The sequence below is a fragment of the Nonomuraea phyllanthi genome (genome assembly GCF_006334985.2).
Classification (GTDB): Bacteria; Actinomycetota; Actinomycetes; order Streptosporangiales; family Streptosporangiaceae; genus Nonomuraea; species Nonomuraea phyllanthi.
Genome location: NZ_VDLX02000001.1, coordinates 1,018,628 through 1,037,866, shown reverse-complemented (window position 1 = coordinate 1,037,866; position 19,239 = coordinate 1,018,628). Strand labels below are relative to the sequence as shown.

General features: G+C 72.3%; 16 protein-coding genes. 6 read left to right on the top strand and 10 right to left on the bottom strand.

Going from position 1 to position 19,239, the window contains the following annotated elements; genetic code table 11:
- Positions 1-92 precede the first annotated feature (92 nt).
- Positions 93-1,979 carry a glycosyltransferase family 2 protein gene (locus FH608_RS04850; RefSeq protein WP_193318226.1) on the top strand — a complete coding sequence of 629 codons (1,887 nt, stop codon included), beginning with the start codon at positions 93-95 and terminating at the stop codon, positions 1,977-1,979.
- On the opposite strand, the gene FH608_RS04845 is transcribed toward FH608_RS04850, so the two are convergent.
- Entirely contained in the window at positions 1,976-3,100 is a 1,125-nt protein-coding gene (locus FH608_RS04845; RefSeq protein ID WP_139628642.1) for a DegT/DnrJ/EryC1/StrS family aminotransferase, read from the bottom strand. The genes FH608_RS04850 and FH608_RS04845 overlap by 4 nt on opposite strands.
- A complete protein-coding gene (gene pseB / locus FH608_RS04840) occupies positions 3,100-4,074 on the bottom strand; it encodes a UDP-N-acetylglucosamine 4,6-dehydratase (inverting) (protein ID WP_139628640.1) in 975 nt (324 codons plus the stop codon). The genes FH608_RS04845 and pseB overlap by 1 nt, the downstream gene beginning before the upstream one ends.
- Before the next feature lie 104 nt (positions 4,075-4,178).
- On the opposite strand from pseB, the gene FH608_RS04835 reads away from it, so the two are divergent.
- Both FH608_RS04835 and FH608_RS04830 read left to right on the top strand, forming a co-directional pair.
- On the top strand, positions 4,179-4,907 hold the full coding sequence (locus FH608_RS04835) for a cytidylyltransferase domain-containing protein (protein ID WP_139628638.1): 729 nt from the start codon (positions 4,179-4,181) through the stop codon (positions 4,905-4,907).
- Entirely contained in the window at positions 4,904-5,875 is a 972-nt protein-coding gene (locus FH608_RS04830; protein WP_139628636.1) for a PseG/SpsG family protein, read from the top strand. Before FH608_RS04835 ends, FH608_RS04830 begins: the two co-directional genes overlap by 4 nt.
- Before the next feature lie 21 nt (positions 5,876-5,896).
- On the opposite strand, the gene pseI is transcribed toward FH608_RS04830, so the two are convergent.
- Both pseI and FH608_RS04820 read right to left on the bottom strand, forming a co-directional pair.
- Positions 5,897-6,940, bottom strand: coding sequence for a pseudaminic acid synthase (gene pseI / locus FH608_RS04825; RefSeq protein WP_139628634.1), 1,044 nt, complete (start codon positions 6,938-6,940; stop codon positions 5,897-5,899).
- On the bottom strand, positions 6,937-7,428 hold the full coding sequence (locus FH608_RS04820; protein ID WP_226898970.1) for a GNAT family N-acetyltransferase: 492 nt from the start codon (positions 7,426-7,428) through the stop codon (positions 6,937-6,939). The genes pseI and FH608_RS04820 overlap by 4 nt, the downstream gene beginning before the upstream one ends.
- A gap of 147 nt (positions 7,429-7,575) precedes the next feature.
- On the opposite strand from FH608_RS04820, the gene FH608_RS04815 reads away from it, so the two are divergent.
- From FH608_RS04815 to FH608_RS04805, 3 genes are read left to right on the top strand one after another with little or no spacing between them, the layout of a single operon-like run.
- Positions 7,576-9,021 carry a glycosyltransferase family 2 protein gene (locus FH608_RS04815; RefSeq protein ID WP_193318225.1) on the top strand — a complete coding sequence of 482 codons (1,446 nt, stop codon included), beginning with the start codon at positions 7,576-7,578 and terminating at the stop codon, positions 9,019-9,021.
- A gap of 48 nt (positions 9,022-9,069) precedes the next feature.
- Entirely contained in the window at positions 9,070-9,948 is an 879-nt protein-coding gene (locus FH608_RS04810) for a CDP-alcohol phosphatidyltransferase family protein (RefSeq protein WP_226898969.1), read from the top strand.
- A gap of 21 nt (positions 9,949-9,969) precedes the next feature.
- On the top strand, positions 9,970-11,007 hold the full coding sequence (locus tag FH608_RS04805; RefSeq protein WP_139628630.1) for a sulfotransferase family protein: 1,038 nt from the start codon (positions 9,970-9,972) through the stop codon (positions 11,005-11,007).
- On the opposite strand, the gene FH608_RS04800 is transcribed toward FH608_RS04805, so the two are convergent.
- The 6 genes from FH608_RS04800 to FH608_RS04775 form a co-directional block, all read right to left on the bottom strand.
- Positions 11,004-12,026, bottom strand: coding sequence for a glycosyltransferase (locus FH608_RS04800; protein ID WP_139628628.1), 1,023 nt, complete (start codon positions 12,024-12,026; stop codon positions 11,004-11,006). The two genes, FH608_RS04805 and FH608_RS04800, sit on opposite strands and share 4 nt — an antisense overlap.
- Complete coding sequence (locus FH608_RS04795; RefSeq protein WP_139628625.1) at positions 12,023-14,656, bottom strand: bifunctional glycosyltransferase/CDP-glycerol:glycerophosphate glycerophosphotransferase; 2,634 nt, start codon at positions 14,654-14,656, stop codon at positions 12,023-12,025. The genes FH608_RS04800 and FH608_RS04795 overlap by 4 nt, the downstream gene beginning before the upstream one ends.
- A 95-nt stretch (positions 14,657-14,751) precedes the next feature.
- Positions 14,752-15,459 (bottom strand): SRPBCC family protein, encoded by a 708-nt coding sequence (locus tag FH608_RS04790; protein WP_193318224.1) that lies wholly within the window; start codon positions 15,457-15,459, stop codon positions 14,752-14,754.
- Positions 15,460-15,538: 79 nt separating this feature from the next.
- Complete coding sequence (locus FH608_RS04785) at positions 15,539-16,393, bottom strand: FAD binding domain-containing protein (RefSeq protein ID WP_139628623.1); 855 nt, start codon at positions 16,391-16,393, stop codon at positions 15,539-15,541.
- Complete coding sequence (locus FH608_RS04780; RefSeq protein WP_139628621.1) at positions 16,390-18,726, bottom strand: xanthine dehydrogenase family protein molybdopterin-binding subunit; 2,337 nt, start codon at positions 18,724-18,726, stop codon at positions 16,390-16,392. The genes FH608_RS04785 and FH608_RS04780 overlap by 4 nt, the downstream gene beginning before the upstream one ends.
- A complete protein-coding gene (locus FH608_RS04775) occupies positions 18,723-19,205 on the bottom strand; it encodes a (2Fe-2S)-binding protein (protein WP_139628619.1) in 483 nt (160 codons plus the stop codon). The genes FH608_RS04780 and FH608_RS04775 overlap by 4 nt, the downstream gene beginning before the upstream one ends.
- Positions 19,206-19,239: the final 34 nt, after the last annotated feature.

Below are 19,239 nucleotides of genomic sequence, written 5' to 3'. Positions count from 1 at the left end.
GTACGCCTGCTGTCTGGATGAACCGCGCGTCCGTCCGCTGCCCGGATGAACGCGCGGGGGAAACGGATAACCACCCTGGAAGAGGAGAGCGCATGCCGGTTCTTTCGGTGATCGTCCCGTTCCACAACGTCGAGAAGTACATCGGGCCCTGCCTGGAGTCCATCGCCGCGCAGACGATGGACGACCTGGAGGTGATCTGCGTCGACGACGGCAGCGCCGATGGCGGCCCGGCGGTGGTCGAGTCCATGCGGGCAGGCGACCGCCGGATCACCCTGCTCAGGCAGGGCAACCACGGCGTGGGCCGGGCCCGCAACGTGGGCGTGCGCCGGGCGACCGGCCGCTACCTGGCCTTCGTGGACGGCGACGACACCGTGCCGCGCGACGCGTTCAAGCGCCTGGTGTCCTCGCTCGAGGCGACCGGCTCGGACCTGGCCTGCGGCAACGTCATGCGCCTCTACCGGAACCTGCTCATCCCCTCGTGGGCGCACCGCGAGGCGTTCGCCCGCCCGGTCAAGAGCACCCACATCACCCGCCACCCGCTGCTGGTGCGCGACCGCATGCTGTGGAACAAGGTCTACCGGCGCGCGTTCTGGGACCGCCTCGGCCTGACCTTTCCCGAGCGCATGTACGAGGACCAGCCCGTCGCCATGGCGGCCCACGTGGGGGCGCGCTCGGTGGACGTGCTGGCCGCGGTCGTCTACCACTGGCGCGAGCGCGACGAGCCGGGCGCCTCGATCACCCAGCGCTGCCTGGAGCCGGACAACCTGCGCGACCGCCTGCTGTCCGTGCTGCAGACCTCGGCCGTGCTCGTCCGCGGCGCGCCGGAGCTCAAGACGGACTTCGACCGCGACACGCTGGACATCGACATGTCCGTCGCGGCGGAGGCCATGGCGGCCATGGGCCCGACGGCCGACCCGGCCCTGCTCGACCTCGCCGTCCGCTACCTCGACGGCGTCTCGCACGAGGCGTGGCTGAGCCTCCCGTACGCGCTGCGCCTCCAGGTCCACCTGCTGCACCAGCGCCGCCTGGCCGAGCTGGCGTACGTCTTCACCCAGGAGCGCTGCGGCCAGCTGCAGCCCCGGGTGAGCTCGGCCGGGCTGCTGCGCAGGCGCTGGTACGGCAGGCACCCGTCGATGCCGCAGCAGCTGTCCGACGTCTCCGGCGAGCTGCGCACGCGCGCCAGGCTGGTGAGCCTCGACTGGCGTGGCGGCATGCTCTACGGCGCCGGCCGGGTGGGGGTGGGCAGGTTCGACGTACGGGAGCTGCGCCGGATGCGGGTCAAAGTCTGGCTGGAGGAGCGCAGGACCGGCGAGACCGTGCCGCTCTCCGACGAGGAGAGCGCCCCCACCTGGGAGAGCGTCGTGCAGGAGGACGGCGGCGCGCTGCCTGAGCACGCGTTCCCGTTCAGGTTCGCGTTCGATCCGGCCGCGCTGACGCCCGCGCAGCTGGCCCGGCGCGGCCGGTGGGACCTGTACGTCCAGCTCAGGGGCCACGGCCTGCGCCTCGACGGCCGGGTGTCGGGGCCGCGCTGGTCGCCGCCCCTGATTCCCGCGCCGCGGCGCAGGAACGGCGTGTGGCTGGTGCCGGTGCGCAGCCCCAAGGGCAGGTGGGGCCTGCGGCTGCGCAAGGCGCCGGCGATCATCGGGGAGTGCCGGGTGGACGGCGGCGACCTGGTGTTCTCGGGGGCGCTGTCCGACGTGGGCGACGGCGATCCGGTGGTCAGGTTGCGGCGCAGGAGCGACGGGGAGGAGATGTACTTCCCGGCGACGCTGGCGGGCCGGGACTTTGAGGCCCGGGTGCCGCTGGCCGACATCGACGAGAGCGTGGGCCGCGAGTCGTGGTGGGAGGTCCTGCTCGACCAGGGCCGGGCCATCCGCCCGCTGGTACGCACGAAGGAGCGCCCGGTCGCGACCGTCGCGGCCAGGCGCTTCCTCGTCGACCGGGGCGAGGACGGCTGCCTGCTGCTGGCCGAACGCTAGCCGAGGATGCCCGCGAGGGTGTCCACGACCCGGTCCTGCTGGGCGTCGGTCAGGTCGGCGAAGAGCGGCAGCGACAGCTCCTCGGCGTAGAACTCCTCGGCACGGGGGCAGAGCCCGCGCCGGTAGCCGAGGTCCCCGAACACGGGATGGAGGTACGCCGGCAGGTAGTTGACCTGCACGCCGATGCCCGCGGCCCGCATGCGGTCGTAGACCTCGCGCCGGCGGCCGGCGAGGATCCTGACCGGGTAGAGGTGCCGGCTGGGCCGCACGTACGCGCGCTGGACCGGCAGCGTGAGCCCCGGCACGTCGCGCAGCAGCGCGTCGTAGCGGGCGACCAGCTCGGAGCGCCGCTCCCGGAAGCGCCCGAGCCGCCCGAGCTGGGCGAGCCCGAGCGCGCACAGCACATCGGGCAGCCGGTAGTTCAGCCCGAACTCGTGCACCTCCTGATGCCACCCGCCCGTGTCGGGCTCGCGCTGCTCGGCCGGGTCCCTGACCAGGCCGTGGTTCCTGAAGCGGAGGGCACGCCGCAGCATCTCGGGGTCGGCCGCCGCGACCGCGCCGCCCTCGGCCGTCGTCACGGTCTTGGTCGGGAAGAAGGAGAACGTGGTCAGGTCCGCCAGCGAGCCCACCGGCCGGTCCTTGTACGCGCTCCCGATCGAGTGCGCCGCGTCGGCCACGAGCACCGCCCCGGCCGGGTCGCAGAGCGCGCGCAGTTCGTCGTAGTCGGCGGGATGGCCCGCGTAGTCGACCGCCGTGACGGCCCGCGTCCTCGGCGTGACCAGCGCGGCCACCGCCTCGGGGTCGAGGTTGCCCGTGTCGGGCTGCACGTCGGCGAAGACGACCCGCGCGCCCAGCAGCGCGGCCGTGGCGGCCGTGGCCACGAACGTCAGCGGCGACGTGACCACCTCGTCGCCCGTCCGGACCCCGGCCGCCACGTAGGCGACGTGCAGCGCGGCCGTCCCCGACGTGACGGACACGCACGGCACGCCGCCCGTCCAGCGGGCCAGCTCCTCCTCGAACCGGCCGACGGCGGGCCCGGTGGTCAGCCAGTCGCCGCGCAGCACCTCGGCGACCGCCTCGACGTCGGACTCGCTGATCGACTGGCGCCCGTAGGGGAGCATCAGCGGGCCACCATGGCGCGCAGGTCGTCGACCGTGAGCCACCGGTCGTTGGTGTCGGAGCGGTAGGTGAAGCCCTCGGGCAGCGGCTCGCCGGCCGGCGGCGTGTAGCCCCAGGTCGCGATCGTGGGCTGGACGACGTAGCGGTCGTCCAGGCGCAGGGTCCTGCGGCCGTCGTCGGGGCCGATCATCTCCTCGTGGAGCTTCTCGCCCGGCCGGATGCCGATCTCGTAGATCGGGCAGCTCGGCGCGAGCGCCTCGGCCAGGTCGGTGATGCGCATGCTGGGGATGCGGGGCACGTACAGCTCGCCGCCCCTCATCAGGTCGAACGAGTCGACCACGAACCTGACGGCCTGGTCGAGCGTGATCCAGAACCTCGTCATGCGCTTGTCGGTGATGGGCAGGCTGGCGGCCTGCTCGGCCAGGCGCTGGAAGAGCGGCACCACCGAGCCCCTGCTGCCGACGACGTTGCCGTAGCGGACGACGGAGAAGCGGGTCTCGTGGGCGGCGGCGTAGTGGTTGGCCGAGACGAAGAGCTTGTCGGCGACCAGTTTCGTGGCGCCGTACAGGTTGATCGGGCTGGAGGCCTTGTCGGTGGAGAGCGCGACGACCTTGCGCACGCCGCAGTCGATGGCGGCCTCGACGACGTTCTGGGAGCCGGCGACGTTGGTGCGGACGTACTCGAACGGGTTGTACTCGGCCGTGTCGACCTGCTTGAGCGCGGCCGCGTGGACCACGTGGTCGACGCCGTGCATGGCGCGGGTCAGCCGGTCGCGGTCCCTCACGTCGCCGATGAACCAGCGCAGCCGCTCGTCGTCGCCGAACAGCTGCCTGGTCTCGTACTGCTTGAGCTCGTCGCGGGAGAAGACCACCAGGCGCCGCACCCCCAGGGAGTCGAGCGCGTGGCGGATGAACGCCCTGCCGAAGGACCCCGTGCCTCCGGTGATCAGTATCGATGATCCACTGAGAATGCTCACGTGGCCCCCTGAAATCGCGGTTACGCAAAGTAATGCTGCGATGCAGCCGGTAGCATAGCGCGATCGTCAAACCACGCACGGTCACACGGGGGAATGGGGCTTCGGTGCGGATTGTCGGGATTGTTCAGGCTCGGATGGGCTCGACACGCCTGCCGGGCAAGGTGCTGCGCGAGCTGGGCGGCCGGTCGGTGCTGGGGTGGGTGGTCCGCGCCGCGCGCGAGGCCGGCGTGCTCGACGACCTCGTGGTGGCCACCACGACCGAGGCGGCCGACGACGCGGTGGTCGCCGAGTGCCGGCGGCTCGGCGTCGCCTGGCACCGCGGGCCCGTGGACGATGTGCTGACGAGGTTCGTGCGCGCGCTGGCCGGACGGCAGGGGGAGGCGGTGATGAGGTTCACCGCTGACTGCCCGCTGCTCGACCCCGCCGTGATCAGGGAGGCGGCACTGGTCTTCCGCGCCGTGCCGGGGCTCGGCTACCTGAGCACGAGCCTGGCGCGCACGCTGCCGCGCGGGCTCGACGTGGAGATCGTCTCCGGCGACGCGCTGGCGCGGGCCGACGCCGAGGCGACAGGGTTCCACCGCACCCACGTGACCTCCTACGTCTACACGCACCCGGGCGACGCGCGGCTGCTCGGGCTGGCCTACCAGCCGGCCGCCGGTGACCTGCGGGTCACGCTCGACACCGAGGACGACTGGCGGCTCATCTCCCGCGTGGTCGACGCGCTGGGCGACCGCTGCCCGCCGTACGCGGCGCTGGTGGGCTGGCTGCGCGAGCGGCCGGAGGTGTGCGCGCTCAACGCCCACGTACGCCAGAAGGCGCTCCAGGACGCGTGATCCGGGTCGGGTTCCGATGCGACGCGGGCACCGGCACCGGGGTCGGCCACCTGGTGAGGTGCGTGGCGCTGGCCGAGGAGCTGTGCGCGCGGGGCGTGGCGGTGGTGTTCCTGGGCGAGGTGCGCGACTCCGCGTGGGGGCGGGCGCAGCTGCGGGAGCGCGGGCTGCCGCTCGTGCCCGCTCCCGAGAGGCCGTCCCGGCTGACGGCGCTCGCCCGCGAGCTGCGGCTGGACGCCGTGGTCCTCGACTCGTACGGGCTGCCGGACGGCACGGGCGCGGCGCTCAGGGCGGCGGGCCTGGCCGTGCTGGCGATCGTGGACGGCGACCCGCTGGGCCAGGACGCCGACCTCTACCTCGACCAGAACCTCGGCGCCGAGCGACACCCCGGCCCCGCCTCGCGCCTGGCCGGGGCCCGTTACGTGCTCCTGCGCGACAGCGTGCGGCGACTTCGATGCCGGGGGGAGCGGGAGTCCGGCCAGGTGCCGCGCGTGCTGTGCTTCTTCGGCGGCACCGACAGCGCGGGCGTGGCCCCGGCCTGGGCGCGGGCGCTGCGGGAGACCGGGGTGCCGTTCGAGGCCACCGTGGTCAGCCCCGCGCCGTTCGAGGCGGGCGGGCCGATCACCGTGATCCCGCCCACCGACCGCCTGCCCGAGCTCATGGCCGGGGCCGACCTCGTGGTCACCGCCGCGGGGTCGGCGATCTGGGAGCTGCTCTACCTCGGGGTGCCGGCCGCGCTGAGCTGGGTGGCCCGCAACCAGCTCATCGGTTATGAGGAGCTGGTGGGGCGGGGCGTCGCGGCCGGTCTCGGACCGGCGCCCGATCCCGCCGCCGTGGAGCTGCTGGCCAGGCTGCTGGCCGACCCCGCCGCCCGCGAGGAGCACGGCAGGCGGGGCGGCGGCCTGGTGGACGGCAGGGGCAGGGAGCGCGTCGCCGACGCGCTCCTCCGTGCCGGCGCCGGCTCCCCCTGAGAGCCCGTGCCCGCGCTCTCCTCAGATGAGATCCCAGCTCAGCGGGGTGCCGAACGCGACATCCCGGGTGAAGCGCCGCCCCATCACGTCCGCGGTCGCGTCGGGTGGCAGGCCGCCCGCCGGCCGGATCGAGCGCACGTTGTCGGGGGTCACCGTCTCGCCCGCGCGCACGTCGCGCACCACGTAGAGGGACCGGCGGAAGCGCAGCCCCTCACGCTCGGACGGCCGCGGCCCGATGGCCACCTCGCCCAGCGCCTGCCAGGCCCGCCCGCTCTCCACCACCAGCGCCGCGAGCTCGGGCGGCTCCAGCGAGAAGGCCGCGTCGACCCCGCCCTCGGCACGGGACCTCGTGACGTGCTTCTCGATCAGGCAGGCCCCCAGCGCCACGGCCGCCAGCGGCACCCCGATGCCCGGCGTGTGGTCGGAGATGCCGACCACCTCGCCCGTGAGCGCGGCCAGCAGCGGCAGCGAGCGCAGGTTGCTCTCGGCGGGGGAGGCGGGGTAGGCGGCCGTGCAGGACAGCACGGCGAGCTGGGTGCACCCGGCCTCGCGGGCCGCGGCCAGCGCCGCGTGGATCTCGCCCGCCGACGCCATCCCCGTGGAGATGACCAGCGGCTTGCCGGTGGCGGCGGCGAGCCGGATGAGCGGCAGGTCCACGATCTCCGAAGAAGCGATCTTGTACGCCGGCACGCCCAGCTTCTCCAGCAGCTCCACGGCCGTCGCGTCGAAGGGCGACGAGAACGCGATGAGCCCCCGCGCGCGGGCCCGCTGGAGGATCGGATCGTGCCACTCCCACGGCGTGTGGGCCCGCTCGTAGAGGCGGTAGAGGCTCTGCCCGCCCCACAGCTCGTGCCCGTCGCCCAGGCGGAACGCGGGCGCGTCGCAGTCGATGGTCAGCGTGTCGGGCGTGTACGTCTGCAGCTTGATCGCGTGCGCCCCGCTGTCGGCCACCGCGTCCACGATGGCCAGCGCCTGCTCCAGGCTGCCGTTGTGGTTGCCGGACAGCTCGGCGACGACGAACGGCGGATGGCCGGGCCCGATCGCCCGCCCCGCGATGGAGATCATGACTGCTCCTTCCTGAGCCTGATGGCGACGACGTCACGCGGGACGCCGTCGACGTCGCGCACGTAGGCGCCCACCTCCACGAACCCGAACCGCCTGTGCAGCCGCCTGACCGGCTCGTTGCAGGCCAGCACCTCCCCGCGCAGCGTGGTCAGCCCGAGCGGCCCGAAGGCGTGCTCGATGGCCGCCCGCTCCAGGCCGATCCAGGCCGGCAGCAGCGCGCCCGACGGTTCGAGGCCGTCCAGATCCAGGTAGAAGCCCCACGAGCCGCCCTCGGACGACAACCCCGAGTAGGACACCACACCCGCGGCGACGCCCTCGTGGTCGTAGATCAGCACCTGTTTGCGGGTGTCGGCGCGGGTGGCCTCCCACCACCGGGCGTGCTCCTCCTCGCCGATCTCGTGCGGATCGAAACTGGCCGCCCGCACGCGCGGATGGTTGCGCCACCGGCGCATGAGCGGCAGGTCGTCGTCCATCACGTCTCTCAGCACCGCTCCCCCTTACTCATCGTGTACGGGCTACTCCTCAACGTAGCGGATTACGCGTCCGGTAAAGAGCTGATCAGGGAGACGGAATCAGGGGGGCGGCCGGTGCATGCTGCCCCTGAAACCGTCCCCGCAGCCAAGGAGCGATGCGGCATGATCCCCCTGCTCAGCGTGATCGTCCCGATCTTCAACGTGGAGCCGTACCTGACCGAATGCCTGAAGTCGCTGGCCGCGCAGACGCTGGACGACATCGAGGTCGTGCTGGTGGACGACGGGTCCACCGACGGCAGCAGGCGCGTCGCCGAGGACTTCGTCGCGCGGGACGGCCGGTTCGTCCTGCTCGGCCAGCGCAACCTGGGGCCGGGGCCCGCGCGCAACCTGGGCATCCGGCAGGCCAGGGGCACGTACCTGGCCTTCGCCGACAGCGACGACGTCGTGCCGCCCGAGGCCTACCGGCGGCTGGTCGGCTCGCTCGCGGAGACCGGCTCCGAGGTGGCGTGCGGCGCGGTGCGGCGGCTCGTGGACGGCGTGCTGGAGGAGTCGATCCTGCACGAGAAGGTGTTCAGAAGACCCCAGCTCTGCACGCACATCACCGACAAACAGGTGCTCATCCGGGACCGCACGGTCTGGAACAAGGTCTACCGGCGCGACTTCTGGGAGCGCTGCGGCCTGGCGTTCTCCGCCGGCATCTACGAGGACGTGCCCGTCGCCATGCAGGCGCACGTGCTGGCCACCAGCGTGGACATGGTCGGCGACGTGGTCTACCACTGGCGCAAGCGCGACGCGGGGGAGACCTCGATCACGCAGCGCCGGGCCGAGCTGCCCAACCTGTGGGAGCGGCTGGCGGCCATCCGCGCGGTCCGCGCCTTCCTGGACGAGCGGGCGCCCGAGCTGCTCGACGGGTTCGACGCGCTGGTGCTGGAGAAGGACATCCTGTTCCTGTTCCAGGCGCTGGAGGCGTGCGACGAGAGCGGGCCGCTGCTGGAGCTGGGCGCCGCGTGGCTGGCCGCGCTGAGCCCGAAGGCGCTGGCCACCGCGCCGTCACTGCGCCGCCTGGAGCTGCACCTGCTCAGGCACGGCATGGTGCGGGAGCTGCGCAAGGTGCGGGCGTTCCGGCGGGCCCGCGAGGAGAGCGCCCGCATCGTGCCGCGCGGGCGGGGCGACGCCGAGTGGTACGGCGACTACCCGTTCTTCCGCAGGCGCCGCCGGCTGCGCATCCCCGACGAGGTGTTCGACGCCCGCGACGAGCTCAAGCTGATCGCCAGGGTGGAGGAGTGCTCCTGGAGCGGCGGGGAGTACCGCCTGCGCGGCAAGGTCGCGATCCACCGCGTCGACCGCAAGGTCGACAAGGTCAACCTGTGGCTCAGCGACGGCCGGCGCCGGGTGCCGCTGGAGGTGCGCCGCGCCGGCCGGCACGGCGTGACCGCGGCCATCGACACCCGGCGCCTGGTGGGCGGGGGGCCGAGCTGGCGCCTCCAGGTGCGCGCCGAGACGCGCGGCCTCGTGCTCAAGGGCTGGGCCAGGGACGGCGACGCGAACTCCGCGTGGCGGTTCTTCGTGCCCGGTTGGTCAAGAAGCGGCATGGACATCCCCCAGTAGTTCCAGAGAGTGACCGCCAGGATGCTCCACGTGGTCATGCTGGAGTCCATGAGGACCTATTCGCTCGATGACGTCTACGAGACACGCAAGCGGAGAGATTCCTGGTGGACCGTGTATTTCGTGGACCCGGTCGCCTGCCGGGTCGCCCTGCCCGTCGCCAACCGCACCAAGATCACACCCAACGGCCTCACCGTGTTCTCGCTGGTCCTCGGCGCGGTGTCCGCCCTCTGTTTCGCGACAAACCACCTCATAGCGGGCGCGGTCGTCTTCTATCTGAGCTTCATGATCGACTGCGTGGACGGCAAAATCGCCCGGCTCAAGGGCACGGGCACGCCGTTCGGCCTCTGGCTGGACTACGTGGGGGACCGCGTCAGGGTGGTCCTGTGCGCCGGGGGGCTGGCGTACGGCCAGTACGCCCTCACGTCGGATGTCAACTACATCCTGCTCGGCGCGGCGGTGGCCGTGCTCGATCTGTTCAGGTACGTCAACGCGCCGCAGATGAAGCGCGTACGCGAGGCCGTCAGGGAGGAGCGGGGGGAGCGCGGGCCCGAGCCCGACGAGGAGCACACGGAGCCACTGGAGCGGGTGCCGCACGCCGAGCCGCTGGAGCGGATGTCGCACATCGATTCGCTGGAGCGGGTGCCGCTCGCAGAGCGCACGCGGCGGCCACGCAGCTTCCCCAGGCGGCTCAACAGGTTCCTGGCCCGGCACCGGGTCCGCTCGCACCTGATCAGCGGCATCGAGTTCCACGCGGCGGTGTTCGTGGTCGCGCCCCTCGCGGGGGCATGGGCGCTGATCCCGCTCGCCGCACTGGCGGGCGTGCTGCTGCTGGTCAACGAGATCTTCCTTGTCTACCGGATGTGGCGCTTCACACGCAGGCACGGCGTCGCCTCCTCTCAGGAGAGCCGAGAGCACGTTCTCGTCTAAGTTTTCGGGGGTTACTACGAAATGTCCGACCGGCCAGTCTTCGTCATCGGATGTCCGCGGTCCGGCACCACGATGCTCCAGCTGATGCTCCACTCGCACCCGCGCATGGCGGTGCCGCCGGAGACGCGCTTCCTCGTCCCGGCTTATTACCGCCGCCGCACGTGGGGCGACCTGCGCGTCACCTCCCGCCGCCGCGCGCTGGCGCAGTGGATCGCGACCGACCGCAGCACCAAGTTCCGCGAGCTCAAGATCGACAAGGACGAGTTCGTCAGGGAGGTCGCGGAGGGCCCCGGCTCGCTCGGCTCGGTGTTCGGGACGGCCTTCCGCATGTACGCGGACCGGTTCGACAAGGCCCGCTGGGGGGACAAGCGGCCCAGCTACGTCAAGCAGGTCGACATGCTGCTCAGGCTCTTCCCCGACGCCCAGTTCGTCCACCTCATCAGGGACGGCCGCGACTGCGTGGCCTCGCTGAAGGAGATGCCCTGGTACACGCTCGACTCCTTCCACGCCATCTCCACCTGGGCCGAGGCCATCGACGCGGGCGGCCGGCTCAAGCGCACACTGAGCGAGGACACCTACTACGAGCTGCGCTACGAGGACCTCACCGACGACCCGGGAACCGAGCTGAAGAAGCTCTGCCACTTCCTGGAGGAGGACTTCTCCCCGTCGATGATCTCCCCGCGCGAGGCGGCCAGCGTGGCGGTGCCGCAGCACAAGGTCTGGCACCGCAACACCCACGGCGAGGTCACCCGCAGCCGCGTCGGGTCCTGGGCCGGCAGGCTGGACGACTGGGAGGTGTCGCTGTGCGAGCACATGCTCGGCGACCGCCTGGAGTCCATGGGGTACGAGCTGAGCGGCGCCCCCAAGCCGGCCAAGGAGCACGTGACGGCCGCCCAGAAGACCATGCAGAAGCGCAAGAACAGCCGCATGCGCAAGCAGATGCGCGACCGGCTCAACCGGCTGCGCGAGCCCAGCCCCGTGGCCGCCATGCTCACCTCGGGCCAGCGGTCCATGGCGGGCGTGCCGCAGCAGCGTACGGAGATGACCGAGCCGGTCTAGCGCTCCAGGTGGGCGAAGAGCCGCTCCCAGCCGTCCAGCACGTGGTCGAGGCGGAACGCCTCGGCCCGTGCGCGGGCGGCGACGCCCAGCCGCCGCCGCTCCTTCGGTGACCAGGTCAGGGCGCCCAGCACGGAGGCGAACGCGTCCACGTCCCCCGGCGGCACCGGCACGGGCCCGGCGGAGCGCACGCCGCCCGACACGTCGAACGCCACCGACGGCACCCCGTGCGCGGCGGCCTCCAGCAGCACGACGGGCAGACCCTCATGCTCGCTCGTCAGGCCCACGACGGAGGCGTCCAGGTACTCGCCGGGCATGCGCTCGGCGGGCACCAGCCCTCTGAAGACCACGCGGTGCCCGACCCCCTCCCGGTAGGCGTGCTCGCGCAGCCGTCCCAGCTCGGAGCCGTCGCCGATGAGGTGCAGCTCCCACTCCTGCGGCGCCCCCGAGCGGGCGAACGCGCTGATCAGCCGGTCGAACCGCTTGACCCCCTCCAGCCGGCCCACGCCGAGCACGCGGGGCGAGCGGAGCGAGGAGACCTGTTCCGGCCAGTGCGGCAGCGGGTTCGGCAGCGTCCAGGTGTTGGGCAGCAGCGCGTGCTCGGAGAACAGCCAGGCGTCGTCCTCGCTGAGGAAGACCGCCTGGTCGAGGCCGGGGTAGTGGCGGCGGATCGAGCCGAGGTGCCAGCAGCCGCGGGCGTGGTCGTACGAGCCGTGGTACTGCCCGATCGGCCGCAGCGCCGGGGGCAGCAGCGCCGACAGCCGGGCCACCACGGACGGCGTGGTCATGATCGCGTAGCCGGGCCCGATCCCGCCCAGCAGCCCCCTCAGCCGGCGCCCCGCCCCGGTCACGTGGCGGCGGTACATCGGCCGCTCCACGTACCGGAACGGGGCGCGGGAGCGTTCCAGGCCGATCACGTGCACCTCGTGTCCGCGCCCGGCGAGCCCCTGGGCCAGGGTGTGGGTCACCTGCTGGACACCGCCCAGCGTGTCGGCGTCGAGGCAGGCGAAGACGACGTTCATGCGAAGAAGTCCTCCACGATGCGCGCGGACGCGTCGCCACGCTCGTCGGCGCACCACAGGTCGCGGAAGGCCGCGTACCGGCCGCCGAAGGCCGCGTGGATCTCGGGCAGCCGCTTGATGACGTTCACCAGCTCCTCGGTGGTCGTGACGCACGGCCCCGGCGCGATCGCGGGCAGGTCGTGGTAGACGCCACGCTCCGACAGCCGGTACTCGTCCCAGTCGTCGATGAGGAACACCATCGGCTTGCCGGTGATCGCGTAGTCGCACATCACCGAGGAGTAGTCGGTCAGCAGCGCGTCGGAGGCCAGCATCAGGTCGTTGATCTCCGGATAGGAACCGGCGTCCCGGACGAAGTGCCGCAGGTGCTCGGGCGGGACGTAGCGCTCGACCGGATGGGTGCGCAGCACCAGCACCCACTCGCCGGCCAGTTCGCGGGCCAGCAGCTCCAGGTCGGCGCGTACGGACCGGCCGCTGCCCTTGCCCCAGTCGCGGTAGGTGGGCGCGTACAGCAGGATCTTGAGCCCGCGCGGGATCTCCAGCCGCTCGCGCACGTCCGAGCCGGGCTCGCCCTTGACCAGCGCGTCGCAGCGGGGCGTCCCGCACCGGTAGACCTTGCCCGCGTACCCGTTGGACGGCAGGAACAGCCGGGTGAACTCCGCGCTCGGCGCGACCAGCGCGTCCCACCGCGCGACCGCGGCCCGCCAGCGCGCCCGCGGCCGGTCGAAGTCGGAGCGCAGGTCGGGCGCGTCGAACCCGATCGACTTGATGCCCTGGCCGTGCCAGGTCTGCAGGTAGCGGGTGCCGCGCGGCTTCGGGTAGTCGAGGGGGAAGCCGTGGCTGTCCACCCAGATCCCGGCCCTGGCCATCGTCCAGAGGTAGGCCCAGCTGCCCCGGCGCACGAGCCGCGCGCCGGGCGGGAAGTGGCCGCGCCCCTTGGCCACCGACCAGACCACGTCGATCGGCAGCGAGCGCCGCCGCAGCTCCTCGTAGACGGCCCGCGGGCTGCCGCAGCAGCCCTTGCCGACGTCCGACTCGAACAGCGCCAGGTCCGGCCGCGTCGGCACCACCTTGATGAGCAGCTTGTACGCCCGCAGCTTGACTCGCGGCGTGCTGACCCGCCGCAGCAGCTCCCGCCTGGCCCACCGCGCGGCCCGCCGCCAGATCCGGCGCGAGCGCGTGCCGGGCCGCACACACAGGTACGCGGCGTACCCCTCGACCGTCACCGTGCCGCCGGGCAGCTCGACCGGCTCGGTGCGCGGGTCGGCGATGATCCGGTCGGTCGTGGTGTGCCCGTCGGAGGTCCTGGTGAAGCCGATGCGGGGCTCGCACTTGCCGGCGGGCGTGAAGGTGACCTCGCTGACGTAGCCGCCCTCGCCCGACGGTTCCGGCCTGATCGGGATCTTCCGGCCGCCCACCTGCAGGAAGGCCGTCCAGTCCAGCGGCAGCGCCCCGAACGGGTCGTACGTCCGCACCACCAGCCGCGCCCGCTCGCCGTCCGCGCGCAGGTCCGACACCTCGTGCCGGAGCCTGGCCTGGGAGAAGGGCAGCTCGGCCAGGCGCAGGTCCGTGATGTCCAGGCCCGGCGCGACCGACGTCCCCCAGTACGTGCGCCCGCCGAGCCGCACGGCCGCCCGCGGCGCGGCCCTCGTCCCGGTCAGCGAGCCCGCCGCCACCCGCAGGTCCTCGGCCCGGTCGTCGAGGATGAGCCGGCAGCAGACCCGCTCCAGCGGCTCCATCCCGTCCAGCACCTCGCCGGGGATCTGCTCCAGGTACGGCCGCACGACCGAGGCGAACTCCTTGACCCACACCAGGTCGCGCGCGGGCAGCGGGTTGAGGTAGACCCGCAGGTCCTGCCGCAGGAACCGGCGCTGCCGGTGCGGCACCAGGTCCGCCGCCCCGTGCCGGCGCAGCATGTCGTCGCTCATCCGCGCCGCGCGGACGCGCTGCCGCACGTTGTCGATGTCGTCGATGCTGAGCGAGATCGAGTCGTTGGCCGGGGCCCGGTGCCAGAGGTAGACCACCCACGGCACGATCGCGAACCTGCTCGTGAGTGCGTACAGCCCGGCCGCGAAGACGTGGTCCTCGTAGTGGATGTCCTCGGGGAAGCGCAGGCCGAGCTCGCGCAGCCGGCGCACGTCGTAGAGCTTGTTGGTGCTGAAGCAGTCGAGGAACAGCTCGGGCTCGGCGCGGATCCCCGCCACCACCCGCCGTCTGGCGAACAACTGCGGGTAGTACGGCTTGAGCTTCCCGCTCGACTCGTGCAGCCGCGAGATCTGCCCGGAGACGAACTCGGCCCCCGTCCGCTCGATCTCGCCGACCAGGCTCTTGCACGCGTGTCTGGGCAGCTCGTCGTCGCTGTCCAGGAACATCACGTACGGCGAGGTCGCGGCGTCCAGCCCGTCGTTGCGCGGCGCGCCGCAGCCTCCGCTGTTGACCCTCCTGCGCACGTACCGCACGCGGCGGTCACCCTCCACGAGCCGGGCCGCCACCTCCGGCGTGCCGTCCGTGCTGGCGTCGTCGACGACGATCACCTCGAGGTCGCGCAGCGACTGGCCGAGCACGGAACGCACGGCTCTGGGAAGGCGAGTGGCGTCGTTGTAAGAGATCACGACGACGGTGCAGTCCGGCATGCCACGTCCCCCCGCTGGTCGCATTCACCTGCGGGAATGGGACTTCCCCCAGGCTGCGGGAAGTGTCCGGACTTGATGGAGTATTTGGCTGAATATCAGCGTGTAAGACGACGAATCACCCAAATGATGACGAGCAGGGCCGCGAGCGCACCCGCGACGGGCGCCAGGCGCTTCAGCAGCGGCTGGCCCGCTATCTGCAGCAGGTCGAGCGCCTCCTCGTCCGGCGTGAGCGAGGTGCGCAGGGTGCCCGCGGGATGCGTGTCCTGCTCGGGCGACGGCACCGCGCTCAGGTGCCGCCCTTCCTCCTGGAGCGGCTTCTGAGCGGTCTCCTCCACGGGGGCGGGCTCGACCGTCGACTCGGAGAGCAGCCCGGCCAGGTTGGCCGCGAACTTGTCGATCAGCTTGCCCCCGACGTCGGCCATCACGCCGCGCCCGAACTGGGCGGGCCGGCCGGTCACGTTGAACGTGGTCTCCACGGACACCGTCGTGGCGTCGCCGGCCGCCGCCAGCCGCGCCTTGACCGTGGCCGAGGCCGTGCCCGCACCCCTGGCCTCCTTGCCCGACGCCTTGATGGTGAGCGAGCGGGCGTCCTTGTCGACGTCCTCGAAAGCGGCCGTGCCCTTGTAGGTCACCACGATGGGGCCGACCTTGACCTTCAGCCTGCCGGTGAACCCGTCGCCGTCGAAGGCGTCCAGCGTGGCCCCGGGCAGGCACGGCGCCACCCGCTCGACGTCGAGCAGCACGGCCCACGCCTGCTCGACGGGAACCGGAACAGTGAACTCGTGCTCGAACCGCATCGCCATCGATACGCTCCTTCCCGATGGTTGCGACCCTACGTCCGGGCGGGGGCGCCCCGGAAGAGGCGCCCCCTGGGTCACGGGCTCAGGGCGACCCCGACGCCGCGCGCACGGCGCGGTGGGTCAGGACCTGGGCCAGATGCCGGCGGTAGTCGGGCTGCGCGTGCAGGTCGGACGGCGGCGAGGTGCCCTCCGCCGCCCCCTCGCACGCCTGGCGCACCTGGTCGCCCAGCTCCACGCCGCGCAGGGCTGCCTCGGCGGCGCGCGCCCGCACCGGCGTCGGCCCCATGTTCGTCAGGCCGATCCTGGCCTCGGCGATCGCCCCGTTCGACCGCTTGAGCGCGACGGCCACGCCGACGATCGCCCATGCCTGCGCGGTCCTGTGGAACTTCTCGTAGTGGAAGCCCCAGCCCGCGCCCAGCTTCGGCAGCTTCACCCCGGCCAGGATCTCGCCGGGAGCCAGCGACGACTCCAGGTAGTCGACGAAGAAGTCGGCGGCCGGGATGTCCCGTTCGCCCTCCTCCGACCTGGCCACGAGCACGCCGTCCAGCGCCAGCACCACGGCCGGCAGGTCGCCCGCCGGGTCCGCGTGGGCCAGCGAGCCCCCGAACGTGCCCCGGTGCCTGATCGCCCGATCCGCCACCGTGGCCGCGGCCAGCGCCACCAGCGGGCAGCCGTCCCGCACGACGGGCGAGCGCACGACCTCGTCGTGCGTCGTCATCGCGCCGATGAAGACGTGGTCGCCGCGGTCGTGCACGCCCTTCAGCTCGGGCAGCCGTCCCACGTCGACCAGCGTCGAGGGGTACGCCAGCCGCAGGCGCAGCAGCGGCAGCAGCGACTGCCCGCCCGCCAGCACCTTGGCGTCCTCGTCCGAGGCGAGCGCCTGGCAGGCCTCGGCCACCGACCCGGGACGCACGTAGTCGAACCGCGCGGGGATCATCGCCTCTCTCCTTCCAGCGATCTCCAGACCCGTTCGGGCGTGCACGGCATCTGGATGTCGTGGATGCCGCGCGGGCGCAGGGCGTCCACGACGGCGTTCACGACGGCCGGGGTCGAGGCGATGGTGCCCGTCTCGCCCACGCCCTTGACGCCCAGCGGGTTGCTGGTCGCCGGCGACTCGGTCCTGTCGAGCTGGAAGTCCGGCAGGTCCGCCGCCGACGGCAGCAGGTAGTCGGCCATCGTGGTGGTCAGCAGGTTGCCCTCGGCGTCGTAGACGGCCTCCTCGAACAGCGCCTGCGCGATGCCCTGCGCGATGCCGCCGTGCACCTGGCCCTCGACGATCAGCGGGTTGACGACCGTGCCGACGTCGTCGACCGCCACGTACGAGCGGATCCTGACCATGCCCGTCTCGGTGTCCACCTCCGCCGCGCACAGGTGGGTGCCGTGCGGGAAGGAGTAGTTCTCCGGATCGAACGTGGCGTCGGAGTCGAGCCGCGCCTCCACGCCGTCGGGCACGTCGTGCGCCGTGAACGAGGCGTAGGCCAGCTCCTGGATGGTCCTGCGCTGGTCCGTGCCCCGCACCTGGAACGCCCCGCCCTCGAACTCCAGGTCGTCGGGCGAGCACTCCAGCAGGTGCGCGGCCAGCTTCCTGGCCTTCTCCCTGACCTTGTCGCAGGCCTTCACGACGGCGATGGCGCCCACGGCCAGCGAGCGGGAGCCGTACGTGTCCATGCCCTTGTGCGCGATGGCCGTGTCGCCGTGCAGCACCGTGACGTCCTCGAACGGCACGCCGAGCGCGTCCGCCACGATCTGGCTCCACGCCGTCACGTGCCCCTGGCCGTGCGGCGAGGTGCCGGTGACGACCTCGACCTTGCCCGTGGGCAGCATGCGCACCGAGGCGTGCTCCCAGCCGCCGGCCGCGTAGCGGGCCTCGCCGAGCATCCTGGACGGCGCCAGCCCGCACATCTCGGTGTACGTGCTGACCCCGATCCCGAGCTGCACCGGGTCGCCCCTGTCACGCCGGTCGGCCTGCTCGGCGCGGAGCTTGTCGTAGCCGAACAGCGCCAGCGCCCTGTCGGTGGCCGCCTCGTAGTTGCCCGAGTCGTACGTCAGGCCCGAGATCGTGGTGTACGGGAACTCGTCGTGCCTGATCCAGTTGCGCCTGCGCACCTCGACCGGGTCCATCCGCAGCTCGGCGGCCAGCTCGTCCATCACCCGCTCGATGGCGAACGTGGCCTCCGGCCGGCCCGCGCCCCGGTAGGCGTCCGTGGGCATCTTCGTGGTGAACACGCCCGTGCAGCCGAACTCGTACGCGTCCATCTTGTAGATGCCGTTGAACATCGACGCGCCCAGCATCGGGATGCCCGGCGTGACCAGCATCAGGTACGCGCCCATGTCGGCCAGCAGGTCGACCTGGAGCCCGCGCAGCCGCCCGTCGGCGTCGGCGGCCAGCCGGATGTGCTGGATCTGGTCGCGGCCGTGGTGCACGGTCAGGTTGCCCTCGGAGCGGGACTCCGTCCACTTGACCGGCCTGCCCAGCTTGCGGGCGAGCAGCAGGCAGAGCACCTCCTCGGCGGTGACCTGCAGCTTCGAGCCGAACCCGCCTCCCACGTCGGGGGCGATCACGCGGATCTTGTGCTCGGGGATGCCCGTCACCACCGCCAGCATGACCCGCAGGATGTGCGGGATCTGCGTGGCCGACCACATCGTGAACGAGTCGCCGTCGGTGTCGGCCAGGACCGCCCTCGGCTCCATCGCGCTCGGGATCAGCCTCTGCTGCACGTACGTCCGGTCGATGACGACCGGGGCGTCCCTGAAGGCGGCCTTGACGTCACCTGATTCGATCTTGACGTGGAACGCCCTGTTGCCCGCCTCGTGCACCTTCGGGCTACCGTCCATCAGCGCCTCGGTCATGTCGAGGACCGCCGGCAGCGGGTCGTACTCGACGTCGATCGCCTCCAGGGCGTCGGCGGCGCGGTAGCGGTCGGTCGCGACCACGCAGGCCACGGCCTCGCCGACGTACCGGACCTCCGACACCGCCATCGGCGGGTGGTCGGGGATGACGATGTCCTCGCTGACCGGCCACGCGCACGGCAGGCTGCCCTGCTCGGCGGCGAAGTCCTGACCGCTGAACGCGGCCACCACCCCGGGCAGCTCGCGCGCCCCCGACACGTCGACCCGGGTGATCCTGGCGTGCGCCATCGGGCTGCGCAGGAACATCACGTGCAGCATGCCCGCGCGGGACAGGTTGTCCGTCCACCGCGTGCGGCCCGTGAGCAGCCTGGCGTCCTCTTTCCGCCTCCTCGGGCGGCCGATTTCCTGCTCGACGGTCATGGCGCGCTCACCGTCCGCCCCATCTCCTGAGCGCCCCTGCGTACGGCCTTGACGATGTTGCAGTAGCCGGTGCAGCGGCACAGGTTGCCTTCCAGGCCCTGCCTGATCGCCTCCTCCGACGGCTCGGGGTCGTCCCTGAGCAGGTCTATCGCGGCCATGACCATGCCGGGCGTGCAGTAGCCGCACTGCAGCGCGTGCTCTTCGTGGAAGGCCCGCTGCATCGGGTGCATCGACCCGTTGACGCCCAGGCCCTCGATCGTGACGACGTCGCAGCCGTCGGCCTGCACGGCGAGCACGGAGCAGCTCTTGACGCTCGCGCCGTCGAGCATGACCGTGCAGGCGCCGCAGTTGCTGGTGTCGCAGCCGACCGGGGTGCCGGTCTTGCCGAGCTTTTCTCGTAGGAGATGGACGAGGAGGAGCCGCGGCTCCACATCCTCCTCGTACGCTATCCCGTCGACGGTGACGGTGATTCGGGGCATATGTCCTCCCTCAGGAGCAGGGGATCGGCGGACA